This is a genomic window from Streptomyces tanashiensis, assembly GCF_014648895.1.
GTDB lineage: Bacteria > Actinomycetota > Actinomycetes > Streptomycetales > Streptomycetaceae > Streptomyces > Streptomyces tanashiensis.
The window spans coordinates 189479-211806 of record NZ_BMRZ01000003.1; the positions used below are offsets into that span (position 1 = coordinate 189479).

At 70.7% G+C, this 22328-nt stretch carries 20 protein-coding genes and 2 tRNA genes; 15 read left to right on the forward strand and 7 right to left on the reverse strand.

All coding sequences use genetic code 11. From position 1 onward, the window contains the following. The first annotated feature begins 112 nt into the window (after positions 1 to 112). Positions 113 to 706, forward strand: coding sequence for a biotin transporter BioY (locus tag IE237_RS11470; protein WP_189801808.1), 594 nt, complete (start codon positions 113 to 115; stop codon positions 704 to 706). A gap of 70 nt (positions 707 to 776) precedes the next feature. On the opposite strand, the gene IE237_RS11475 is transcribed toward IE237_RS11470, so the two are convergent. Beyond that, entirely contained in the window at positions 777 to 2231 is a 1455-nt protein-coding gene (locus tag IE237_RS11475) for an amino acid permease (protein ID WP_189801809.1), read from the reverse strand. 195 nt (positions 2232 to 2426) lie between these two features. On the opposite strand from IE237_RS11475, the gene IE237_RS11480 reads away from it, so the two are divergent. Then, complete coding sequence (locus IE237_RS11480) at positions 2427 to 2921, forward strand: ribose-5-phosphate isomerase (protein WP_189801810.1); 495 nt, start codon at positions 2427 to 2429, stop codon at positions 2919 to 2921. Next, positions 2921 to 3730, forward strand: coding sequence for an Fpg/Nei family DNA glycosylase (locus IE237_RS11485; RefSeq protein ID WP_189801811.1), 810 nt, complete (start codon positions 2921 to 2923; stop codon positions 3728 to 3730). Before IE237_RS11480 ends, IE237_RS11485 begins: the two co-directional genes overlap by 1 nt. Before the next feature lie 12 nt (positions 3731 to 3742). Here the strand turns inward: IE237_RS11485 and IE237_RS11490 are convergent, their stop codons facing one another. Then, a complete protein-coding gene (locus IE237_RS11490) occupies positions 3743 to 4972 on the reverse strand; it encodes a GNAT family N-acetyltransferase (protein WP_189801812.1) in 1230 nt (409 codons plus the stop codon). 106 nt (positions 4973 to 5078) lie between these two features. Here IE237_RS11490 and IE237_RS11495 point away from each other — a divergent pair, with 106 nt between their 5' ends. After that, positions 5079 to 6224 carry a PP2C family protein-serine/threonine phosphatase gene (locus IE237_RS11495; protein ID WP_189801813.1) on the forward strand — a complete coding sequence of 382 codons (1146 nt, stop codon included), beginning with the start codon at positions 5079 to 5081 and terminating at the stop codon, positions 6222 to 6224. A gap of 157 nt (positions 6225 to 6381) precedes the next feature. Further along, complete coding sequence (locus IE237_RS11500) at positions 6382 to 6576, forward strand: hypothetical protein (RefSeq protein ID WP_015033610.1); 195 nt, start codon at positions 6382 to 6384, stop codon at positions 6574 to 6576. Between the two features lie 70 nt (positions 6577 to 6646). Here the strand turns inward: IE237_RS11500 and IE237_RS11505 are convergent, their stop codons facing one another. Together IE237_RS11505 and IE237_RS11510 are read right to left on the reverse strand one after the other, a co-directional pair. After that, positions 6647 to 8206, reverse strand: a complete 1560-nt coding sequence (locus IE237_RS11505) for a hypothetical protein (protein ID WP_189801814.1) — start codon at positions 8204 to 8206, stop codon at positions 6647 to 6649. Between the two features lie 151 nt (positions 8207 to 8357). Beyond that, positions 8358 to 8431 (reverse strand) — tRNA-Gly (locus IE237_RS11510). Between the two features lie 133 nt (positions 8432 to 8564). Between IE237_RS11510 and IE237_RS11515 the strand changes: the two genes are divergently transcribed. The 5 genes from IE237_RS11515 to clpX all read left to right on the forward strand — a co-directional run bounded on the left by IE237_RS11515 (position 8565) and on the right by clpX (position 13243). Continuing rightward, a tRNA-Pro gene (locus IE237_RS11515) sits at positions 8565 to 8641 on the forward strand. A 171-nt stretch (positions 8642 to 8812) separates the two neighbouring features. Next, positions 8813 to 10198: a trigger factor gene (gene tig / locus IE237_RS11520; protein WP_189801815.1), complete on the forward strand. Its 1386-nt coding sequence runs from the start codon at positions 8813 to 8815 to the stop codon at positions 10196 to 10198. 240 nt (positions 10199 to 10438) lie between these two features. Beyond that, positions 10439 to 11056 carry an ATP-dependent Clp protease proteolytic subunit gene (locus IE237_RS11525; protein WP_189801816.1) on the forward strand — a complete coding sequence of 206 codons (618 nt, stop codon included), beginning with the start codon at positions 10439 to 10441 and terminating at the stop codon, positions 11054 to 11056. Positions 11057 to 11121: 65 nt separating this feature from the next. Next, positions 11122 to 11784 carry an ATP-dependent Clp protease proteolytic subunit gene (locus IE237_RS11530; RefSeq protein ID WP_189801817.1) on the forward strand — a complete coding sequence of 221 codons (663 nt, stop codon included), beginning with the start codon at positions 11122 to 11124 and terminating at the stop codon, positions 11782 to 11784. 175 nt (positions 11785 to 11959) lie between these two features. Next, positions 11960 to 13243, forward strand: a complete 1284-nt coding sequence (clpX, locus tag IE237_RS11535; protein ID WP_015033605.1) for an ATP-dependent Clp protease ATP-binding subunit ClpX — start codon at positions 11960 to 11962, stop codon at positions 13241 to 13243. A 69-nt stretch (positions 13244 to 13312) separates the two neighbouring features. Here clpX and IE237_RS11540 read toward each other — a convergent pair whose 3' ends face one another. Beyond that, complete coding sequence (locus IE237_RS11540) at positions 13313 to 14263, reverse strand: hypothetical protein (RefSeq protein ID WP_189801818.1); 951 nt, start codon at positions 14261 to 14263, stop codon at positions 13313 to 13315. 138 nt (positions 14264 to 14401) lie between these two features. On the opposite strand from IE237_RS11540, the gene IE237_RS11545 reads away from it, so the two are divergent. After that, positions 14402 to 17023, forward strand: coding sequence for a valine--tRNA ligase (locus IE237_RS11545; RefSeq protein ID WP_189801819.1), 2622 nt, complete (start codon positions 14402 to 14404; stop codon positions 17021 to 17023). Here IE237_RS11545 and IE237_RS40675 read toward each other — a convergent pair. After that, positions 17020 to 17568, reverse strand: a complete 549-nt coding sequence (locus IE237_RS40675) for a glycosyltransferase family 2 protein (RefSeq protein WP_229842592.1) — start codon at positions 17566 to 17568, stop codon at positions 17020 to 17022. The genes IE237_RS11545 and IE237_RS40675 overlap by 4 nt on opposite strands. An 89-nt stretch (positions 17569 to 17657) precedes the next feature. On the opposite strand from IE237_RS40675, the gene IE237_RS11555 reads away from it, so the two are divergent. Continuing rightward, the gene (locus tag IE237_RS11555) at positions 17658 to 18797 is read left to right on the forward strand and encodes a sensor histidine kinase (protein WP_229842593.1); all 1140 of its coding nucleotides are present in this window, start codon (positions 17658 to 17660) and stop codon (positions 18795 to 18797) included. Between the two features lie 21 nt (positions 18798 to 18818). Here IE237_RS11555 and IE237_RS11560 read toward each other — a convergent pair whose 3' ends face one another. Continuing rightward, positions 18819 to 19841 carry a rod shape-determining protein gene (locus IE237_RS11560; protein WP_189801821.1) on the reverse strand — a complete coding sequence of 341 codons (1023 nt, stop codon included), beginning with the start codon at positions 19839 to 19841 and terminating at the stop codon, positions 18819 to 18821. Between the two features lie 100 nt (positions 19842 to 19941). Between IE237_RS11560 and folC the strand changes: the two genes are divergently transcribed. The 3 genes from folC (at position 19942) to ndk (ending at position 22283) form a co-directional block, all read left to right on the forward strand. Beyond that, positions 19942 to 21441: a bifunctional tetrahydrofolate synthase/dihydrofolate synthase gene (gene folC, locus IE237_RS11565; protein ID WP_189801822.1), complete on the forward strand. Its 1500-nt coding sequence runs from the start codon at positions 19942 to 19944 to the stop codon at positions 21439 to 21441. A 5-nt stretch (positions 21442 to 21446) separates the two neighbouring features. Then, on the forward strand, positions 21447 to 21803 hold the full coding sequence (locus IE237_RS11570) for a DUF4233 domain-containing protein (protein ID WP_189801823.1): 357 nt from the start codon (positions 21447 to 21449) through the stop codon (positions 21801 to 21803). 66 nt (positions 21804 to 21869) lie between these two features. Continuing rightward, complete coding sequence (gene ndk, locus IE237_RS11575) at positions 21870 to 22283, forward strand: nucleoside-diphosphate kinase (RefSeq protein WP_093876112.1); 414 nt, start codon at positions 21870 to 21872, stop codon at positions 22281 to 22283. Positions 22284 to 22328: the final 45 nt, after the last annotated feature.

The window sequence follows — 22328 nt, forward strand, 5'->3', positions numbered from 1 at the left end:
GATCTCCACGAAGCGCTCGACCGTCGCTTTGTCGGCGGCTGACGGTGATCGGGCGTTCACTCCTGGCATACGGTCGAGCTGTCCCTCCCACCCTCACCCCCGCGGAGTACCGATGAGCACCGCCACCGCCCCCGTCCGCTCCCTCCGGGCGGGCACCGTCCTCGCCGACCTCATCCCCGCGAGCCGCGCCCGCGACATCGCCCTGGTCGTCGGCGGAGCCGCCCTCACCGGCCTCGCCGCGCAGCTCTCGGTCCCGGTCCCCGGCTCCCCGGTCCCGGTCTCCGGCCAGACCTTCGCCGCCCTGCTCGTCGGCACCGCGCTCGGCGCCCGCCGCGGCTTCCTCGCCCTCGCCCTGTACGCGGTCGCGGGCATGGCGGGCGTCCCGTGGTTCGCGCAGGCCACCTCGGGCTACGGCATGCCGTCCTTCGGCTACATCCTCGGCATGCTCCTCGCCTCGACCGTCGTCGGCGCCCTCGCCCGCCGCGGCGCCGACCGCTCCGTGCTCCGCACCGCCGGCGCCATGGTCCTCGGCTCCGCGATCATCTACGCCGTCGGCGTTCCCTACCTGGCCCTCGCCACCGGCATGACCTTCGGCCAGGCCGTCGCCGCCGGCCTCACCCCGTTCCTCATCGGCGACGCCCTCAAGGCCGCGCTCGCCATGGGCGCCCTGCCGGCCGCGTGGAAGCTCGTCGGCCGCAAGGGCTGAGCCCGTACACGCACGAGAGGGCCCGCCGCTCCCCAGGGGAACGGCGGGCCCTCTCGCGTGCGCGGTCGCGTCAGACGCGCTCGGAGACCTCCGCGGGCCGGTCGGCCTTGCCGAAGCGCTGGCGGACCAGCGAGATCGCGATGACGAGCGCGGCCACGAGCAGGGACAGCACGACCTGGTCACGGTTGCTGCCGCCGTCGTAGACCATGTAGCCGAGGACGCCGACGATCATGGCGATGGTCGCCCACGTCAGGTACGGGAAGAGCCACATCCGGACGATCAGCTTCTCCGGGGACTCGCGCAGGATGATGCCGCGCATCCGCAGCTGGGTCACGCAGATGACCAGCCAGACGAAGAGCGCGACCGCGCCGGAGGAGTTCAGCAGGAAGGCGAAGACGGTGTCCGGCCACTTGTAGTTGAAGAAGACCGCGACGAAGCCGAAGACGACCGAGCCGAGGATCGCCGCCACCGGCACGCCCCGCTTGTTGACCTTGGCGAAGGCCTTCGGCGCGTCACCGCGCTGCCCGAGCGAGAAGGCCATGCGGGAGGCCGTGTAGAGACCCGAGTTCAGGCAGGACAGGACGGCCGTGAGGACGATCACGTTCATGATCTGGCCGGCGTGCGCGATGCCGATGGAGTCGAGGGCGGCGACGTACGAGCCCTTCTCGACGATCGACTTGTCGTTCCACGGCAGCAGCGTCAGGACGACGAAGATCGAGCCCAGGTAGAAGACGCCGATCCGCCAGATCACGCTGTTGGTGGCCTTGGTGACCGCCTTCTGCGGGTCCTCGGACTCGCCGGCGGCGAGCGTGACGATCTCGCTGCCCATGAACGAGAAGACGACCATCAGCACACCGGTGAGGACCGCGCCCGCGCCCATCGGGAAGAAGCCCCCGCTGTCGGTGAGGTGCGCGAATCCGGCGCCGGGGTTGTCCGAGCCGGGGAGCACGCCGAAGACGGCGAGCATGCCGATGACGACGAAGGCGCCGATGGCGACGACCTTGATGCCGGCGAACCAGAACTCGAACTCGCCGTACGAGGCGACGGAGCCCAGGTTGGTCGCGGTCAGCACCACCATCACGATGAGCGCCCAGCCCCACTGCGGCACGGCCGGGACCCAGCTCTCCAGGATCTTGGCGCCCGCGGTCGCCTCGACGGCGAGGACGACGACCCAGAAGAACCAGTACAGCCAGCCGATGCTGAAGCCGGCCCAGCGGCCCAGGGCCCGGTCCGCGTAGGCGGAGAAGGAGCCGGAGGACGGTCGGGCGGCGGCCATCTCACCGAGCATCCGCATCACGAAGACGACCATGGCGCCGACGAGTGCGTACGAGAGGAGGATCGCGGGGCCGGCCGCGGCGATGCCGGAGCCGGAGCCGACGAAGAGGCCGGCGCCGATGACGCCGCCGATCGCGATCATCGACAGGTGGCGGTTCTTGAGCCCGGCCTTGAGGCCGTCGGAGGGCTGCGCGGGACCGGTGGTGCCGGTCTCCTGGCCGTCCTTCGTCAGGGTCGGTTGCGTGTTCATCGACGCTTCCTTGTGTGTGGGGGCTGCTCGGGTCGCGAGCCCGAGCATTGAACACTGCGGACAGGGATGATCGGAAGACCTCATTCCGGATCGTTGTACGGGCGACCTCGCGAGAGTCGAAGGTCCGTACCAGGTCGGTGAAGGTCCCGACCCCGCTGCCTGCTACCCGGGCCCTGACGTGCCACACTCGGAATCATGCGCGTCTATATCGGTTCCGACCACGCCGGCTACGAACTAAAGAACCACCTCGTCGAGTGGCTCACGGCACACGGCCACGAGCCCGTCGACTGCGGTCCCCACATCTACGACGCCCTGGACGACTACCCGCCGTTCTGCCTGCGTGCCGCCGAGAAGACGGCCGCGGACCCGGACAGCCTGGGCATCGTCATCGGTGGCTCCGGCAACGGCGAGCAGATCGCCGCGAACAAGGTGAAGGGGGTGCGCGCCGCCCTCGCCTGGAGCGAGCAGACCGCCGCCCTCGGCCGCGAGCACAACAACGCCAACGTGATCTCCGTCGGCGGCCGGATGCACACCCAGGAAGAGGCGACCAAGTTCGTCGAGATCTTCCTGAACACCCCCTACTCGGGTGACGAGCGTCACACGCGCCGCATCGACATGCTGTCGAAGTACGAGACCACCGGCGAGCTCCCCCCGATCCCGGCGCACCACCCGCAGGAGCCGACCGCCTGATGCCCGAGGGGCACACCATCCACCGGCTGGCCGCCGACCACCGCGAGCGGTTCGGCGGCCGGCCCGTGCGCGTCTCCAGCCCCCAGGGCAAGTTCGCCGACTCGGCGGCCCTGCTCGACGGCACCGTCCTGGAGACCGCCGAGGCCCACGGCAAGCACCTCTTCCTCGCCTTCGAGGACAGGGAATGGATCCACATCCACCTGGGTCTCTTCGGCAAGGTGAACTTCGGCGACGCCCCGGCGCCGCCGCCCACGGACACCGTCCGGCTGCGGCTCACGAACCCCGAGGGGTACGTCGACCTGCGCGGCCCCACCACCTGCGCCCTGATCACGGACGCCGAGAAGCGCGCGATACACGACCGGCTCGGCCCGGACCCGCTCCGCGAGGACGACGACCCGGCGAGGGCCTGGCACCGGATCTCCCGGTCCCGTACGACCGTCGCCGCCCTCCTCATGGACCAGAAGGTCATCGCGGGCGTCGGCAACGTCTACCGCGCCGAGGTCCTCTTCCGGCACGGCATCGACCCCTACCGCGTCGGCAAGGACCTCACGGCGGGGGAGTGGACCGCGATCTGGGACGACCTGGCGGCCCTCATGCGCGAGGGCGTCCGCCTCAACCGCATCGACACGGTCCGCCCCGAACACACCCCCGAGGCCATGGGCCGCCCGCCCCGCGTGGACGACCACGGCGGCGAGGTCTACGTCTACCGCCGCGCGAACCAGCCGTGCCACATCTGCGGGGACGAGATCCGCACCGCGGACCTCGCCGCCCGCAACCTCTTCTGGTGCCCCGGCTGCCAGACGCGCTGACCGGCCGCGTCGTCAGAAACCGTGCGGCAGCCACGGCGCGACCGGCGACCCGAAGGCCACCGACGCCTCGACCAGCGCCCCGTCCCGAAGCTCCCGCACCCGCCCCGCCGAGGCCAGCGACACCAGCGAGGTCCCGCCCAGGTAGGCGGCACCCAGCTCCCGCACGGACAGCGCGAGGTCCGCGGGATCCGACGTCCGGACGCAGACCGCGCCCTTCGCGTCCCCCGTCAGCCGCCACCGTCCCTCGTTCCACGGACAGAACGCGTCCGCGACCTCGAACACCACGTCCACCGGCGCCTGGTACGTCCGCGCCTCCAGCGCCGCACCCACCTCCACGAGCCGCACGTGCAGCCCGTCCCGCAGCGTCGGCTCGCACCGCCGCACGTCACTCACCAGGTGCTGCCAGGCGTCGTCCACCGGCCGGCTGCGGAACCGTACCGTCGACGCCAGGTCCACCGAGCAGAGGTACCGCCACAGCGCCGCCTCGGCCAGCGGGTCGAGCCCCATCAACTGGTGCACGTTCACGGACCCTTCGGCCCCCGCGTATCCCCAGTCCGGCTTGATCGCGTAGTGCGCGAAGCCCACGACCTCCCCGTCCCGCTCCGCGAGCACGCACTGCCGCGGCGACGCGCCCTCCCGGTCGGCCGCCGGGTCCATCAGCGGCAGCCGCTCCCACTCCGGCCGCCGCGCGAGCATCCCGGGGCGCGCCGGCACCAGCCGCGCGTACACCGCCTCGCACACCGCCGAGGACTCCGTCAGGTCGGCCAGCCGCAGGGAGACCCCGTCCGTACCCTCCGGCACCGTCAGCCGCACCCGGTTCGTGTCGATCACCGCGTGCGCCGAGTACGCGCCGACGCCGTAGCCGAACCGCCCGTAGATCTCCGGCTCCGAGGCCGTCAGCACCGCCAGCGACTCGCCCGCCGCCCGCAGGTCGTCCAGCTGCCGGCGCATCATCGAGGTCAGGATCCCGCGCCGCCGGTGGGTCCCCGCCACGCTCACCATCGTCACCCCGCCCGCCGGGACCGACGCCCCGCCCGGCACCGTGAGCCGGAAGCTGAACGCCCCCGCCGTACCCACGCACAGATCACCGTCCCAGACACCCAGGGACCGGTCGAACTCGGTCAGATCGCGCCACAGCTGCCGCTCCTCCGGCGCCTCCGCCACCCCGCCGAAGGCGAGCTCCAACACCCCGTACCAGCGGTCCCACTCCGACGGGTCGAGAACCCGCAGTTCAGTCGTCATATGCCATCGATATCAGCGGCGCGCGCCCGAGGCGACCCGATTTCTCGCACATTGTCACCGGGGTACCCCTGCACGATGTCCGACGGGATGGATAGGGTCCAGGCCAATGGGACAGCGCGCCGGAGTGAACACGTACGCGGCCCGGACACGCAGGCGCGTGCGCCGGGCCCGCGTCGTGCTGCGCAGATCGGCCGTCGACTACTTCCGCGGCGACGGCGCCGACTGGCTCGCCTTCGCCGGACTCCTCCTGATGATTCCCGCCATCGCGTGCGGGACCCTCCTCAACCCCGTCTGGTGCTCGCCCGCCGCCCTCGTCCTGCCCATCGTGGCCGGCGGCCTGCTGCTGCGCCCCGCCAGCCTGCTCGCCCTGTACGCGGCCGCCGCCGGCGCCCTCATCGTCGAGTCCGTCGTCCTCGGCCCGTACACCCAGGGCCCCGCCAGGGTCACCCCCGGCACCGTCCTGGTCGTCGCCGCCTGCGGACTCTTCGGGCTCCTCATCGCCCAGTTCCGGGCCAGGGTCGGCGTGCCCTGGCGGCGCGGCGGCACCATGCTCTTCGACCTGCGCGAACGCATCCGCGTCCAGAGCGCCCTGCCCCGGCTCCCCAAGGGCTGGCACCGCGAGATGGCCCTGCGCCCGGCCGGCGGCCAGTCCTTCTCCGGCGACTTCGTCGTCGCCGCCCGCACCCACGGCGGGCGGACCCTGGAGGTCGTCCTCACCGACGTCTCCGGCAAGGGCATGGACGCGGCCTCCCGCTCCCTGCTGCTCTCCGGCGCCTTCGGCGGACTCCTCGGCTCGCTCCCGCCGCACGGCTTCCTGCCCGCGGCCAACGGCTACCTCCTCCGCCAGAACTGGGACGAGGGCTTCGCCACCTCGATCCACCTCGTCCTCGACCTGGAGTCCGGCGACTACGAGCTGTTCTCCGCCGGCCACCTGCCCGCCCTCCAGCTCCACGCCGGCAGCGGCCGCTGGGAGGAGAAGGACGCCGAAGGACCCCTCCTCGGCGTCTACGACGGGGCCGAGTTCCACCCGGTCAAGGGCTCGCTGCGCCCCGGCGACGTCCTCATGCTCTTCACCGACGGCCTGGTCGAGGCCGCCGACCGGGACATCGCCGAGGGCATCGACCGCCTGACCGGCGAGGCCGACCGCTGCGTCGCCGAGGGCTTCGAAGGCGTCGCCTGGCACCTGATCGAAGCCGTCGCCAAGGACGTCAACGACGACCGGGCCCTGCTGCTCCTGTCCCGCCCCGCCTGACCGGCCGCGCCCGCGCGCGACGTGATCTTGTCCACGACGATTCGTCACCCGGCAGCGAGGGCAGGGGGGTTGGTGGCACGATGGAGACAGCGGGGGGTGTTCCGAGACAGGGGCTCCCTGGTGGGCAAGGCGGGACCGACCGAGGGTGTGATCAGTTGTGGCCATTTCACTGTCTGTGGTGTTGCTGTTGGCAATCATCCTGGTGGTGCTGATCCGCGGGGGGAACCTCAAGGGCGGCCCGGCCGTGGTCGCCGTCCTCTTCGGCTTCTTCCTCGCCTCCACCGGCATGGCCGACGACATCCAGCGCTTCCTGGACTCGATAACGCAGACGGTCGCGTCCATCAAGTTCTGAACCGGCCATGGGCCCCCACCGACACCGGTAGAGGCCCATGGCGCTCGTGCGACGTGTCGGGGAGGACGCGTCAGAAGAAGGCGACACCGCTCCAGCCCGAGGCGTACAGGGTCACCGGGGTGCCCAGCGAGCCGTCCTCGGCGGCCGGGTGGAGCAGCAGGGCACCCGAGCGGTCCCTGCTGACGAGATCGCTGTGCCCGTCGCCGTCCAGATCACCGACGACGGCGACGGAGGGACGCAGCCGCGCGGTCCAGCCGGACGCGGCGACGGTCTTCGGTGTCCCCAGCACCCACGGCTCGGCCGTGCCGTACTCGACGGGGAAGTACTCCAGCGTCCCCCGCCGGGCGTCCCGCGCCCAGAAGAAGGGCATCCCGGACTCGGCGGGCCCGTCCGAGAAGTGGACGGACTTCGAGGCCCAGCCGCTCGCGGCGAGGACGGACGGCGCACCGACCACCCTCGGCTGTCCGTACGTGTTCAGATCGAAGAGCAGCAGCCGGTCGCCCTCCTTGGCGAGCAGCAGCTGGCTCTCGCGCCGGTCGAACGCGACGTCCGTGACGCGCGACCAGTCGTACCCGGTGATCTCCACGGGGGCACCGAAACCGCCCTCGCCGTCGCCCGGGTACACGGACAGCTTCCCGTCCCGGAGCGCGACGATGTCGTTGCGGACGTCGTTGCCCGGCCGGGGCCCGTCCCGGTGGGTGAGCCAGCTCGCCCTCCGCACCACCGCGTCCGACCAGTCTCGGCCGTCCGCGACCACGGGAGCGCCGAAACCGCCGCCCTCCTGCCCGGCGCGCAGCGTCAGTTTCCCGTCCGCGCCGACACCGAGGAGATCGACGCGGCCGTCGCTGGTGTAGTCGCCGAACGGCTCCGCGAAGGGGTACGCGACCTTGTAGTACTCGTACGCCGTCGGGGAGATGTTGCCCGCCCGGTCCACCGTCTGCGCGTAGAGCGTCGCCGGTCCGGTGCGCTCGGGCGAGACGAAGGTGGCGGTCGCGGTCCCGTCCGCCTCCACGGGCACCCACTGGCTGTCGCAGCCGTTCTCGGACACCCCGATCTCCCGCTCCGGGTTGAAGCAGAAGCCCTTCGCCTCGGTCCCCTGAGGCAGGCTGAATCGCACGGTGCGGACCACGCCGGAAGGCGCCCCCTGCGGGTACTGGTCGGCGTCCGTGAACGTCACCGTGGGGGTGGCGGGCGGTGTCTGGTCGGTCCGGAAACCACAGGGCGCGGTCCAGGCCGAGGCCCCCGCGGCCCCCTCGATCCGGGCCTGCCACCAGTAGGGCCCCTCTTCCGGGACCTGCTCGTGCAGCACCGAGAGCCGGGCCGTCGACCCGGGGACGGTGGTGACGAGCACGTCGACCGCGGGAGCCGCCTCCTCGCCCTGCTTCCACAGCTGGAAGTGTGTCTCCACGAGCGCCCCGTCGCCCTCGCCCGCCGCCTTCACGGACAGGCTCAGGTCGTTGTTCCCCACCCACGGCAGCTCGCCGGCCGTCGCGCACCCGCCCGGCCAGAGCGTCGGCTCGGCCGGTGTGTACGGGAAGTCCGCCGCCCGCGCGGTACCGCCGCCCAGCAGCCCGGCCGCACAGGCCAGCGCCAGCGCGGCCACCACGGCCGGCCGTCTCGTCTCCCTCATGACGTTCCCCTCCCTGATCCTTTGATCGTCGAGGGGAACGTAGCGATCCGTCCGGCCGCCGCGCGCGGCAATAAGAGGCAGTACGTCAGGCACGGCCGGAAACGCCTCAGGGCCGGGCCGGAGAATTTCTCTCCGGACCGGCCCTGAGGTGTGGAGCGGGTGACGGGAATCGAACCCGCGTAGCTAGTTTGGAAGACTAGTGCTCTACCATTGAGCTACACCCGCACAGCGCCGCGCCGCAGGTCACGAGGACCGCGGCACGAGGAGCATGTTAGCCGGTCGGGGGGCATTCGCGCACACCCCCGAAAACAGGGGGCGCCGGACAGTCTCCGTCCATGTACCCTACGTGTCGCACCGACGGGGTGTGGCGCAGCTTGGTAGCGCGTCCGCTTTGGGAGCGGAAGGCCGTGGGTTCAAATCCCGCCACCCCGACCATGACGATCACGCGCCGACCTCGCGCGTTCTTGATCACGTTGTGGGCGTCATCCCGCTTGCGGTTACTATGCAAGCTGCGTGCCCGTGTGTCTTTCTGACCGGGCCGACCCGCCGGAACCGCTGATCGCGGCGCCGGTGGATTCCAGGAATCAGCCACAAGGAGACCGAACCGTGAAGAGCGCCGTGGAGACCCTGAACCCGACCCGGGTTCGGCTCACTGTCGAGGTGCCCTTCGAGGAGCTCAAGGACAGCCTCGACGCGGCGTACAAGAAGATCAACCAGCAGGTCACGGTCAAGGGCTTCCGTAAGGGCAAGATCCCGGCTCGCGTGATCGACCAGCGGTTCGGCCGCGGCGCCGTGCTGGAGGAGGCCGTCAACGACGCGCTCCCGAAGTTCTACACCGAGGCCGTCAACGAGGCCGAGGTCAACCCGCTGGGCCAGCCCGAGGTCGACATCACCGAGCTGAAGGACGGCGAGCTGCTGGCCTTCACCGCCGAGGTCGACATCCGCCCGACGATCGAGATCCCGGACTACTCCGGCATCGAGGTCACCGTCGACGCGGTCGAGGTCACCGACGAGGACGTCGAGAAGTCCGTGGAGCAGCTCCGCGAGCGCTTCGCCTCGACCTCCCCGGTCGAGCGCGCCGCCCAGGACGGCGACGTCGTCACCATCGACCTCGAGGCCAAGGTCGACGGCGAGGTCCTGCCCGACGGTGTCGCCAGCGACGTCTCGTACACCATCGGTTCCGGCGAGCTGCTCGACGGCATCGACGAGGCCGTCAAGGGCCTGGAGGCCGGTGGCGAGGCCACCTTCACCTCGCAGCTGAAGGGCGGCTCCGCCGAGGGCAAGGACGCGGAGGTCACCGTCAAGGTCACCACCGTCGCCGCCCGTGAGCTCCCCGAGCTCGACGACGAGTTCGCGCAGCTGGCCTCGGAGTTCGACACCCTCGACGAGCTCAAGGCCGACAGCCGCAAGCGCCTCGAGAACATGAAGCAGTTCGACCAGGCCACCCAGGCCCAGGAGCGCGTCCTCGACGAGCTCCTCAAGCTGGTCGAGGTCCCGATGCCCGAGAAGCTTCTCGAGGACGAGATCAACACCCGCAAGCACAACCTGGAGCACCACCAGCTCGGCCAGATGGGCCTCGACCTCGCGAAGTACCTGGAGATCCAGGGCAAGACCGAGGAAGAGTTCCTGGCCGAGACCAAGGAGCAGGCCGAGAAGGGCATCAAGACGCAGTTCATCCTCGATGAGCTCGTCAACAAGGAGAAGCTCGACGTCTCCCGCGAGGAGCTCACCGAGCACCTGTTCCGCCGTGCCGCCTCCTCCGGCATGAGCCCCGACCAGTTCGCCCAGGCCGTGGCCCAGCAGGGCCAGGTGCCGATGCTCGTCGGCGAGGTCGCCCGCGGCAAGGCCCTCGCGGTCGTCGTCGAGGCCGCCAAGGTCGTCGACACCAACGGTGAGGTCGTCGACCTCTCCGACGACGAGGACGAGGTCGAGACCGCCGCCGAGGCCGTCGAGGCCGTCACCGGCGAGGCCGAGGTCTCCGAGGACAAGTAAGGGCCCCCGCCCCTGGCGGACCCTGCTCCACGGGCCCGTACGCACTGCTGTGCGTGCGGGCCCGTGGACGTATCCGGACCCGCTTACACACCCCCAACTACCTTGCGCTCCCAGCGAACAGTTCGGGAACCGGGATGGCGTTGTCCGACCTGCGCGTTAGGGTCCATGAATACGAGGGCACTGCCCTCTGAACAAGACGCTGAGACGGCCCGGGGCCGTCGGAGACGAGCAGGTGGATACGTGACGAATCTGAAGCCTTACGCCGCGGGTGAGCCGTCCATCGGTGGCGGCCTCGGCGACCATGTCTACAACCGGCTGCTCGGCGAGCGCATCATCTTCCTCGGCCAGCAGGTCGACGACGAGATCGCCAACAAGATCACCGCCCAGATGCTCCTCCTGGCCGCCGAGCCGGAGAAGGACATCTTCCTGTACATCAACAGCCCCGGCGGCTCGGTGACGGCCGGCATGGCGGTCTACGACACCATGCAGTTCATCCCGAACGACGTCGTCACCATCGGTATGGGCATGGCGGCCTCCATGGGCCAGTTCCTGCTCACCGCCGGCGCCCCCGGCAAGCGCTTCGCGCTGCCGAACACCGACATCCTGATGCACCAGGGATCCGCCGGCATCGGCGGCACCGCCTCCGACATCAAGATCCAGGCCGAGTACCTCCTGCGCACGAAGAAGCGCATGGCCGAGATCACCGCGCAGCACTCCGGCCAGACCGTCGAGGCGATCATCCGCGACGGCGACCGTGACCGCTGGTTCACCGCGGACGAGGCCAAGGAGTACGGCCTCATCGACGACATCATCACGCACGCCGCGGGTGTTCCGGGCGGCGGCGGCACGGGCGCCTGAGCGCCGGCAGCCCGCCGAAGAGCCCAAGACCTCCGCCGAACGCCACCAGGACGGTGAACACCCAGATGCAGAACAACCTCTCCCCGAGCGGCCTCTACACCGGCGCGCCGATGGACAACCGCTACGTCGTGCCGCGCTTCGTCGAGCGCACCTCGCAGGGCGTGCGCGAGTACGACCCGTACGCGAAGCTCTTCGAGGAGCGCGTGATCTTCCTCGGCGTGCAGATCGACGACGCCTCCGCCAACGACGTCATGGCGCAGCTGCTGTGCCTGGAGTCGATGGACCCGGACCGCGACATCTCGATCTACATCAACAGCCCGGGCGGCTCCTTCACCGCCCTCACGGCCATCTACGACACGATGCAGTTCGTGAAGCCGGACATCCAGACGGTCTGCATGGGCCAGGCGGCCTCCGCCGCGGCCGTGCTGCTCGCCGCCGGCACCCCCGGCAAGCGGATGGCCCTGCCGAACGCCCGCGTGCTGATCCACCAGCCCTCCGGCGGCACCGGCCGCGAGCAGCTCTCCGACCTGGAGATCGCGGCCAACGAGATCCTGCGGATGCGCAGCCAGCTCGAAGAGATGCTGGCCAAGCACTCCTCGACGCCGATCGAGAAGATCCGCGACGACATCGAGCGCGACAAGATCCTGACGGCCGAGGACGCCCTGGCGTACGGCCTGATCGACCAGATCGTCTCGACCCGCAAGAGCACGGCCGCCGCGGCAGCCTGACGCTCGACCTTCCCTCGGCACGGTTCGCGGAGGCCCGGACGGCCTGTGTGGCCGAATCGCGACCATGTGAACCGTGCCAAGGGGGGCCCGAACGGGGGGCCCGGCAAGGTACCGTCGAATATGAGGCACCAGGAGTCGCTGAACCAAGCACTCCCAGGCGAAGGGGAAGCACCTCGTGGCACGCATCGGTGATGGCGGCGACCTGCTCAAGTGCTCGTTCTGCGGAAAGAGCCAGAAGCAGGTGAAGAAGCTCATCGCGGGACCCGGTGTGTACATCTGCGACGAGTGCATCGACCTCTGCAACGAGATCATCGAGGAAGAACTCGCGGAGACGAGCGAGGTGCGGTGGGAGGAACTCCCCAAGCCCCGCGAGATCTACGAGTTCCTCGAGGGGTACGTCGTCGGGCAGGAGCCCGCGAAGAAGGCCCTCTCGGTCGCGGTGTACAACCACTACAAGCGCGTCCAGGCCGGCGAGAACGGCGGCGCGCAGGGCCGTGACGACGCCATCGAACTGGCGAAGTCCAACATTCTGCTGCTCGGCCCCACGGGCTCCGGGAAGACGCTGCTCGCGCAGACCCTGGCCCGCATGCTCAACGTCCCGTTCGCCATCGCCGACGCGACGGCGCTGACGGAGGCCGGCTATGTCGGCGAGGACGTCGAGAACATCCTGCTCAAGCTGATCCAGGCGGCCGACTACGACGTCAAGAAGGCCGAGACCGGGATCATCTACATCGACGAGATCGACAAGGTCGCCCGTAAGAGCGAAAACCCGTCGATCACGCGTGACGTGAGCGGTGAGGGCGTCCAGCAGGCCCTCCTGAAGATCCTGGAAGGCACGACGGCCTCGGTTCCCCCGCAGGGCGGCCGGAAGCACCCGCACCAGGAGTTCATCCAGATCGACACGACGAACGTGCTCTTCATCGTGGGCGGCGCCTTCGCCGGCCTGGAGAAGATCATCGAGTCGCGGGCGGGCGCCAAGGGCATCGGCTTCGGGGCGACCATCCGCTCCAAGCGCGAGATCGAGGCGAGCGACCAGTTCCAGGAGGTCATGCCGGAGGACCTGGTGAAGTTCGGGATGATCCCCGAGTTCATCGGCCGTCTCCCCGTCCTCACCTCCGTCCACAACCTCGACCGCGAGGCGCTCCTCCAGATCCTGGTCGAGCCGCGCAACGCGCTGGTGAAGCAGTACCAGCGCCTCTTCGAACTCGACGGCGTGGAGCTGGACTTCGACCGCCCGGCCCTGGAGGCCATCGCCGATCAGGCGATCCTCCGCGGCACCGGCGCGCGCGGCCTGCGCGCCATCATGGAGGAGGTCCTCCAGTCGGTCATGTACGAGGTCCCGTCCCGCAAGGACGTGGCCCGCGTGGTCATCACGGCCGACGTCGTCCGCAACAACGTCAACCCGACGCTGGTCCCGCGGATCGTGAAGAACGACGGCAGGCACGAGAAGTCCGCCTGAGCCGCCCGGACATGGAAGGGGCGCCCCGCCGACCGGCGGGGCGCCCCTTCTCCGTGCGCGGGCCGCGGATCAGGCCTTGACGCGGATCTCCTTGCGGAGCTTGGCGGTGATGGCGGCGGCGTCCTCGGCGGAGCCGCCCGCACCCGTGAGGGCGGAGGCCATGTCGAGGGGCACGACGAAGCCCACGGTGCTGTGGTCGGCCCAGACGCAGATCGTCATGGCGAACGCCGGCGTCGAAGAGGCGGGGTCGGCCTCGCTCTTGGCCTGCTGGCACTTGAGGACGGCGCCGTCGAGCTCGGCCGGCTCGTACGCCTTCGGCTCGCCGACCAGGGCGGGCTCGCCCTTCTTGCCCTTGTCCTTGTCGGCCTCGGTCTTGATGCTGGTGAAGACGGTGTCGACGACCTTCTCCGGGTCGTCGATCTCGCCGTAGAGACCGCTGAAGGAGAGAACCTTGCCCGCCAGCGGGTTGGCCTTGTTCTCCACCTGGTAGGAGGCGCTGACCTCCTTGGCGTTCTTGACGCCGTTCTTCTCGGCTTCCTTCAGCGTGTCCTTGTCGGACGAGTCGCCCTTGTCGGGGGACTTCTTGTACTCGCCGAGCACCGTCTCCGGCGTGATCAGCTTGTGGGGGCCGTCGTCCGCGACCGAGGCACCGCCGCCGCCGAGCACGAAGTACGCGCCCACGCCGATCGCCGCGACGACCGCGACCGCGCCGATGATCCAGCCGGCCTTGGACTTCTTCGGGGCCGGCGGGTGGGGCATGTACCCGCCGGGGCCCTGGGGGGCGCCGTACTGCGGCTGCTGGCCGTACGGGCCGGGCTGCTGGGGCTGCTGCGGGTAGCCGTAGGGCGGCTGCTGCGGCGGGACGCCCTGCGGGGCCTGCTGGGGGTACCCGTAACCCGGCTGCGGAGCCTGCGGCTGGCCGTACGGGCCCGGCTGCTGCGGCTGCTGGCCGTAAGGGCCCGGCTGGCCGTAAGGACCGGGCTGCTGGCCGCCGTACGGGCCCGGCTGGTTGTAGCTCATCGACAGGTTCCCCTCACAGGATGTTTATGCCTACCGAACATCCTGGCGGAACCGCGGGCCGGGAAGTGCGGCGGGGGCCACACCGTTACCGAACCAAAGCGTTTCAGGACAGCACCGGGACACCCCTAAACTGGCCCCGTGACCGAGAACACTCAGCAGCAGACAGCGCCCACCACCGAACTGCCGACCACGTACGCGCCGGCCGAGGTAGAGGGGCCGCTGTACGAGCGCTGGGTAGAGCGCGGGTACTTCGAGGCGGACGCGAAGAGCGAGAAGCCGGCGTACACCATCGTCATCCCGCCGCCGAACGTCACCGGCTCCCTCCACCTGGGCCACGCCTTCGAGCACACGCTGATCGACGCCCTCACCCGCCGCAAGCGCATGCAGGGCTTCGAGACGCTGTGGCAGCCGGGCATGGACCACGCCGGTATCGCCACCCAGAACGTCGTCGAGCGCGAGCTCGCCAAGGAGGGCAAGTCCCGCCACGACCTGGGCCGTGAGGCCTTCGTCGAGCGCGTCTGGGAGTGGAAGGCCGAGTCCGGCGGTCAGATCGCCGGCCAGATGCGGCGCCTCGGCGAGGGTCTGGCGTGGAGCCGGGACCGCTTCACCATGGACGAGGGCCTGTCCCGTGCCGTCCAGACCATCTTCAAGAAGCTCTACGACGACGAGCTGATCTACCGGGCCGAGCGCATCATCAACTGGTGCCCGCGCTGCCTCACCGCGATCTCCGACATCGAGGTGGACTACCAGGAGGACGACGGCGAGCTCGTCTCCATGACGTACGGAGAGGGCGAGGACACCATCGTCGTCGCCACGACCCGTGCGGAGACGATGCTCGGTGACACCGCCGTCGCCGTCCACCCCGACGACGAGCGCTACGCCCACCTGATCGGCAAGCAGATCAAGCTGCCGCTGACGGACCGTACGATCCCGGTCGTCGCCGACACGCACGTCGACCCGGAGTTCGGCACCGGCGCCGTCAAGGTGACCCCGGCGCACGACCCGAACGACTTCGCGATCGGCCAGCGCCACGACCTCGAGTCCATCGAGGTCCTCGACGAGCGCGGTGTGATCACCGTCCACGGCCCCTTCCAGGGCCTGGACCGCTTCGAGGCCCGCTCCGCGATCGTCGCCGCCCTGCGCGCCGAGGGCCGGATCGTCGCCGAGAAGCGCCCGTACGTCCACTCCGTCGGCCACTGCTCGCGCTGCAAGACGACGCTGGAGCCGCGTCTGTCCATGCAGTGGTGGGTCAAGGTCGAGACCCTCGCCAAGGCCGCCGGCGACGCCGTCCGTGACGGCCGGGTCAACATCCACCCGGCCGACATGTCGCAGCGCTACTTCGACTGGGTCGACAACCTCAACGACTGGTGCATCTCGCGTCAGCTGTGGTGGGGCCACCGCATCCCCGTCTGGCACGGTCCGAACGGCGAGCTGGTCTGCGTCGGCCCGGACGAGGAGCCGCCCACGGGTGAGGGCTGGACCCAGGACACCGACGTCCTCGACACGTGGTTCTCGTCCGGCCTGTGGCCGTTCTCCACGCTCGGCTGGCCGGAGCGGACGCCCGACCTGGAGAAGTTCTACCCGAACTCCGTCCTGGTCACCGGCTACGACCTGATGTTCTTCTGGGTCGCCCGCATGATGATGTTCGGCCTGTACGCGATGGACGGTCAGCCGCCGTTCCACACGATCGCCTTCCACGGCATGGTCCGCGACGAGTTCGGCAAGAAGATGTCGAAGTCGTTCGGGAACACGGTCAACCCGCTGGACTGGATGGACAAGTACGGCTCCGACGCCCTGCGGTTCACCCTGGCCAAGGGCGCCAACCCGGGCGTCGACGTCCCGATCGGCGAGGACTGGGTCCAGGCGTCCCGGAACTTCGCCAACAAGATCTGGAACGCGACCCGCTTCGCGATGATGAACGGCGCCACGATCGAGGGGCCGCTCCCGGACGCCTCCGAGATGTCGGCGACCGACCGCTGGATCCTGTCCCGCCTGAACAAGGTCGTCGGCGAGGTGGACGCCTACTACGACGACTACCAGTTCGCCAAGCTCGCCGATGCCCTCTACCACTTCGCGTGGGACGAGGTCTTCGCCTGGTACGTCGAGCTATCGAAGACCACGTTCTTCGCGGGCGGCGAGGGTGCCAAGGTCTCCGGCCGGGTTCTCGGCGAGGTCCTGGACGTCATGCTGCGGCTGCTGCACCCGATCGTCCCGTTCGTCACCGACACCCTGTGGACGACGCTCACCGGCGGCGAGTCCCTCGTGATCGCCGACTGGCCCAAGGACTCCGGTTTCCGCGACGACGCCGCGGAGAAGGAGATCGAGCTCGTCCAGCAGGTCGTCACCGAGGTCCGCCGCTTCCGCAAGGAGCAGGGGCTCCAGGACGCCCAGAAGGTGCCCGCCCGCCTCACGCTCGACGGCACGGTGCTCGTCGCGCACGAGGCCGCCATCCGCCAGATCCTGCGCCTCCAGCCGGAGGGTGAGGGCTTCGCGGCCACCGCCACCCTGCCGGTCGCCGGTGCCGCGGTCGCGCTGGACCTGTCCGGCACGATCGACGTCGCCGCCGAGCGCAAGCGCCTCGCGAAGGACCTCGCGGCGGCCGAGAAGGAGAAGGCCCAGGCCGAGGCCAAGCTCGGGAACGAGGCCTTCCTGGCCAAGGCCCCCGACAACGTCGTGGACAAGATCAAGGGCCGCCTCGCCAAGGCGGACGCGGACATCGCCCGCATCCAGGCCCAGCTGGCGACCCTGCCGCAGGCCTAGTACGGCACGAGGAGGGGCCCGGAACCGGTACACGGTTCCGGGCCCCTTCCCGTACGCCTCAGGTCTCCGTCGCGACCGGGCCGACGCCCGCCGTCTCGGCGTTCCGCCGGGTCCTCGCCCAGCCCGTCCGGCCGCGCAGCAGCCGGACGAAGCCGCGCGCCGAGACGAATGTCGCCCTGGGCCCAGCGGGTGCGCCGGGTCAGGAAGCGGCTGGTGTACGGCAGGGCCTCCTGGGTGACCCCGGTGTCGGCGACATGGGTGACCCCGTAGCCGGCGAGGCGCATGTGCAGGCCGAGCTCGTAGTCCTCCAGGAGGGCGTCCCGCTGCCACGGGCGGCGCTCGGCCGCCGCGATCCGGTCGAGCGCGGTGAGCCGGGGGAGAGGCCGGGGCCCTCGGGGAGCCGCAGGAGCGTGGTGAGGCGGCGGTCGACCCGGGCGACGCGCAGGTCGCGGTCGAGGAGGAGGGCCGCCTGGGGGAGGGCGTCGAGGACGGCGGCGGCGAAGGACAGCTGCTCCTGGGATGCTCCGTGCACGCCTCCGAGTCAAACAGCAATCGGGACGAAGTGCCCGATGTCACATCAGACGGGACTTCAGGTCTCCGGCGTCGGGACGAAAGACCCTGGATGATGGAGGGCATGCTCCGCCTCCCCACCGTCCCCGCGCTCCGCCGATGCGTGGACCGGTGGGCGGTCTCGCCCCGCGCCCTCGACGTCGTCGCCGCGCTCAGCGCGTTCGGCCTGATGGTCCTGGACGTGCCGGGGCTCGCCCGCGCCGACAACTCCCTCACCGGGGTCACCGCGACCCTGGTCCTGGCGGCCGGCGCGGCCACGCTCGTGCTGCGGCGCCGGCTGCCCTGGCTGCCGTACGCGGTGGCGCTCGGCCTGATGGGCTGGCTCCACGAGCTGACCATGATTCAGTTCGCGCTGTACTCGATCGGCCGCTACCGGGGGCGCCGCGCCGCGATCGCCGCGACCCTGCTGTACGTGGGTGTGGCGTACGGGCTCTTCCTGACGCCCGGTTGGCCCGCCCGGCACGGCGACACGCTCAGCGACTTCCTCAGCCTGGTCGTCCCGATCGGCGTCCTCGCGGCGGGCGTCGGCATCGCCGCGTACCGGCAGGACCTCGTCCGCGCCCTGGAGGCGCAGCGCCGCGAGGCCGCGGCCCGGCAGGCCGTGCAGGAGGAGCGGATCTCCGTCGGCCGGGACGTCCACGACCTGGTCGGCCGCGAGCTGACCGTCCTCGCCGTGCGGGCCGAGGTCCTCGCCGTCCGGGCCAGGGGCGAGGCCCACCAGAAGGACTTCGAGGAGCTCGCGGACACCGCCCGGCGCGCCCATCTCATGCTCAACGAGACGATCGTGCGCCGCGCCGACCGGGACGCCGCCACGCCCGGCCTCGAAGGGCTCACGGAGCTCGCGGGGGAGAGCGAACGGATGGGCAGCCCCGTCGAGCTGACGGTCGCCGAGGAGGCCAAGGCGCTGTCCCCGCTCCGGCAGGCCGCCGTCCACCGGGTCGTCCGGGAGTGCCTGACGAACGCCGCCAAGCACGCGCCCGGCCTTCCGGTGACGGTCGCGATCACGCTGGAGGGCCCCGATCTGCGGATCGAGGTGCGCAATCCGCTGCCGAAGAGCCCGCCGGACCCGGCGCCCGTCTCGACCGGCACCGGCCTGTTCTCGATGGAGGAGCGGGTCACCAGCATGGGCGGCACGCTGAAGGCCCGCCGCGAGGGCGGCACCTACCGGGTGACGGCCCTGCTCCCGACGGGCCTGGGGAACTGACGGGCCTGGGGAGCTGAGGGGCTAGCGGACCGTCTCCGCCTTGCCCAGCACCCGCTGGAGCCCGTCGAAGTCCTCCACGCACCGGCCCGAGCCGAGCGCCACGCAGTCCAGCGGCTCGTCCGCGACGAAGACCGGGATGCCCGTCGCCGAGGCCATCCGCAGGTCCAGGCCGGGCAGCAGCGCCCCGCCGCCGGTCAGGACGATGCCGTGCTCCATCACGTCGCCGGACAGCTCCGGCGGGCACTCCTCCAGCGTCACCCGCACGGCCGCGATGATCGCCTCCACCGGCTCGTCCAGCGCGTCCCGCACCTCCGGCACCGTCAGCTCCACCGTCCTCGGCAGCCCGCTGACCTTCTCCCGCCCCCGCACGGTGAACGTCTCCCGCTCCCGTTCCTCGGCGCCCGGCACCGGCCAGGCCGTGCCGATGGCGACCTTCACGTCCTCCGCCGTCCGCTCGCCGATGAGCAGCGAGTGCCGCTTGCGGACGTAGTCGGTGACGGCCGCGTCGAGACGGTCGCCGCCGACCCGCAGCGACTGGGACGTGACGATCCCGCCGAGCGAGATCACCGCCACCTCGGTCGTACCGCCGCCGATGTCGACGACCATCGAGCCGCGCGGGGAGGAGACGGGGAGCCCGGCGCCGATCGCCGCCGCCATCGGCTCCTCGATCAGGTGGACGGCCCGCGCGCCCGCCGAGAGGGAGGCGTGCACGATGGCCCGCCGCTCGACCTGGGTCACCCCGCTCGGCACGCACACGACCATCCGGGTGCGGGGCCGCCGCCTGCCCGGGACGGCCTTGCGGACGAAGTGCCGGATCATCTCCTCGGCCGCCTCGTAGTCGCTGATCACACCGTCCCTCAGGGGGCGGATCGCGGTGATCGAACCGGGCGTGCGGCCGATGGTCTCCTTCGCCTCCCTGCCGACCGCGAGCGCCTGCCGGGAGCCCTCCTGGACCGCCACCACGGACGGTTCGTTGAGCACGATGCCCTGGCCGCGGGCGTAGAGGAGCGTGTTGGCCGTGCCGAGGTCGATCCCTATGTCCATGATCGCCAAGTTTGCCGGGCCGGTCCGGCGGACGGTGGACCGAAGGTCCCGAAAGGGGTGGGTCCAATGTCCTGTCGGTACCGCTCCGTAGACTGGGCCCGTGAGCGAGCCGAGCGACCCGAGTGACCAGTTCGACGACATCGTCGACGCCGAGACAGACCGAGACCCCGACCTCGCGGTGATCGAGGCCGGCAGCCGTACCCTGCGCACGCAGGGCGGCCCGCCCCAGGGCGACCCCGTGCCCAGCCGCCCCGAGGACCCCGAGCTGGACAAGGCGCTGCGCGAGGTCGAGACCGAGCTGTCCACCCGCTGGGGCGAGACCAAGCTGGAGCCCTCCGTCACCCGGATCGCGGCCCTGATGGACGTCCTCGGCGAGCCGCAGCGCGCCTACCCCTCGATCCACATCACCGGCACCAACGGCAAGACGTCGACGGCCCGCATGATCGAGGCCCTGCTCGGCGCCTTCGAGCTGCGCACCGGGCGCTACACCTCGCCGCACGTGCAGACCATCACCGAGCGGATCAGCCTGGACGGCGCCCCGATCTCCGCCGAGCGGTTCATCGAGACGTACCAGGACGTCAAGCCGTACGTGGAGCTGGTCGACGCCCGCGAGGAGTACCGCCTCTCCTTCTTCGAGGTCCTCACCGGCATGGCGTACGCGGCCTTCGCGGACGCCCCGGTCGACGCGGCCGTCGTCGAGGTCGGCATGGGCGGCACCTGGGACGCGACGAACGTCATCGACGCCTCCGTCGCCGTCGTCACCCCCATCGACCTCGACCACACCGACCGGCTCGGCGGGACGACCGCCGAGATCGCGGCCGAGAAGTCCGGGATCATCAAGCAGGGCGCGACCGTCATCCTGGCCCAGCAGCCGGTGGACGCGGCCCAGGTCCTGCTGAAGAAGGCCGTCGAGGCGGACGCCACCGTCGCCCGCGAGGGCATGGAGTTCGGCATCGTCTCCCGCGAGGTCGCGGTCGGCGGGCAGCTCCTCACCCTGCGCGGCCTCGGCGGCGAGTACGACAACGTCTACCTGCCGCTGCACGGCGCCTACCAGGCGCACAACGCCGCGGTGGCGCTCGCGGCGGTCGAGGCCTTCTTCGGGATCGGCGCCGAGCACGCCAGGACCCTGGACATCGACACCGTCCGCCGGGCCTTCGCCCAGGTGGCCTCGCCGGGCCGCCTGGAGATCGTCCGCTCCTCGCCGACCGTCCTCCTGGACGCTGCGCACAACCCGCACGGCGCGCGGGCGACGGCGGAGGGCATCAGCGAGGCCTTCGGCTTCTCCCGGCTCATCGGTGTGGTCTCCACAAGCGGGGACAAGGACGCCAAGGGTCTCCTGGAGGCCTTCGAGCCGATCTTCGCGGAGGTCGTGATCACGGCGAACTCCAACCCGCGGGCCACCGACGTGGACGCGCTCGCCGCGATCGCCGTCGAGGTCTTCGGCGAGGACCGGGTCGTCGTGGAGCCGCGGCTGCCGGACGCCATCGAGGCGGCCATCACCCTCGCGGAGGAAGAGGCCGAGTACGGCGGCGCGGGTGTCCTCGTGACCGGTTCGATCTTCACGGTCGGCGACGCCCGGCTGCTGCTGCGGAGGGGCTGAATCCGATGCGTACGCTCTGTTCCTCGACGCTCATCGGCGAGTTCTTCGTGATCGGCTTCGCCGGTCTCGTCGCCATGAAGGACGACAGCCTCGCGACGTCCACCGTGTGGTGGGTCTGCGGCGTGGCCATGGTCTTCTCGGTGCTGCTGTGCGGCATGGTCACCCGCCCGGGCGGGGTGCAGCTCGGCTGGGCCCTGCAGGTCGGACTGATCCTCAGCGGCTTCTTCGTCCCCACCATGTTCTTCCTGGGCGCGGTCTTCGCCGCCCTGTGGTGGGCCTCGGTGCACTACGGGCGAAGGATCGACGAGGTGAAGGCCCGCTGGGCCGCGGCGCAGGCCTCGGCAGGGCCTGACGCTGCGTAATCGAGGGGCGTGCGGGCCCTGTAGCCTCGGAGGTCCCGCACACCGCTTTTCCGAAGGAGTTCCCCCGTGAGCCAGCGATCGCTCGTCCTGCTCAAGCCCGACGCCGTCCGCCGTGGTCTGATCGGCGAGATCATCGGCCGCATCGAGCGCAAGGCCGGCTGGGCCATCACGGCCCTGGAGCTGCGCGAGCTGGACCAGGACACGCTGGAGCAGCACTACGGCGAGCACAAGGGCAAGCCCTTCTACGAGCCGCTCATGGGCTTCATGCAGTCCGGCCCGGTCGTCGCCCTCGTCGTCGAGGGCGAGCGGGTCATCGAGGGCCTGCGGACGCTCGCCGGCCCGACCGACCCGATCGCCGCCGCGCCGGGCTCCATCCGTGGCGACTTCGGCACCATCGTCCGGGAGAACCTGATCCACGCCTCGGACTCGGAGGAGTCGGCGGCGCGCGAGCTGAAGATCTTCTTCCCGGGTCTCGTCTGACGCGACGTCAGCCAAACGCATCACCCTGTGGGGCGACCGAAGGAA

Coding starts and splice junctions, on each gene's coding strand:
- IE237_RS11470 (WP_189801808.1), top strand. CDS start 113: ATGAGCACCGCCACCGCCCCCGTCCGCTCCCTCCGGGCGGGCACCGTC.
- IE237_RS11475 (WP_189801809.1), bottom strand. CDS start 2,231: ATGAACACGCAACCGACCCTGACGAAGGACGGCCAGGAGACCGGCACC.
- IE237_RS11480 (WP_189801810.1), top strand. CDS start 2,427: ATGCGCGTCTATATCGGTTCCGACCACGCCGGCTACGAACTAAAGAAC.
- IE237_RS11485 (WP_189801811.1), top strand. CDS start 2,921: ATGCCCGAGGGGCACACCATCCACCGGCTGGCCGCCGACCACCGCGAG.
- IE237_RS11490 (WP_189801812.1), bottom strand. CDS start 4,972: ATGACGACTGAACTGCGGGTTCTCGACCCGTCGGAGTGGGACCGCTGG.
- IE237_RS11495 (WP_189801813.1), top strand. CDS start 5,079: ATGGGACAGCGCGCCGGAGTGAACACGTACGCGGCCCGGACACGCAGG.
- IE237_RS11505 (WP_189801814.1), bottom strand. CDS start 8,206: ATGAGGGAGACGAGACGGCCGGCCGTGGTGGCCGCGCTGGCGCTGGCC.
- IE237_RS11530 (WP_189801817.1), top strand. CDS start 11,122: ATGCAGAACAACCTCTCCCCGAGCGGCCTCTACACCGGCGCGCCGATG.
- IE237_RS11540 (WP_189801818.1), bottom strand. CDS start 14,263: ATGAGCTACAACCAGCCGGGCCCGTACGGCGGCCAGCAGCCCGGTCCT.
- IE237_RS11555 (WP_229842593.1), top strand. CDS start 17,658: ATGCTCCGCCTCCCCACCGTCCCCGCGCTCCGCCGATGCGTGGACCGG.
- IE237_RS11560 (WP_189801821.1), bottom strand. CDS start 19,841: ATGGACATAGGGATCGACCTCGGCACGGCCAACACGCTCCTCTACGCC.
- IE237_RS11570 (WP_189801823.1), top strand. CDS start 21,447: ATGCGTACGCTCTGTTCCTCGACGCTCATCGGCGAGTTCTTCGTGATC.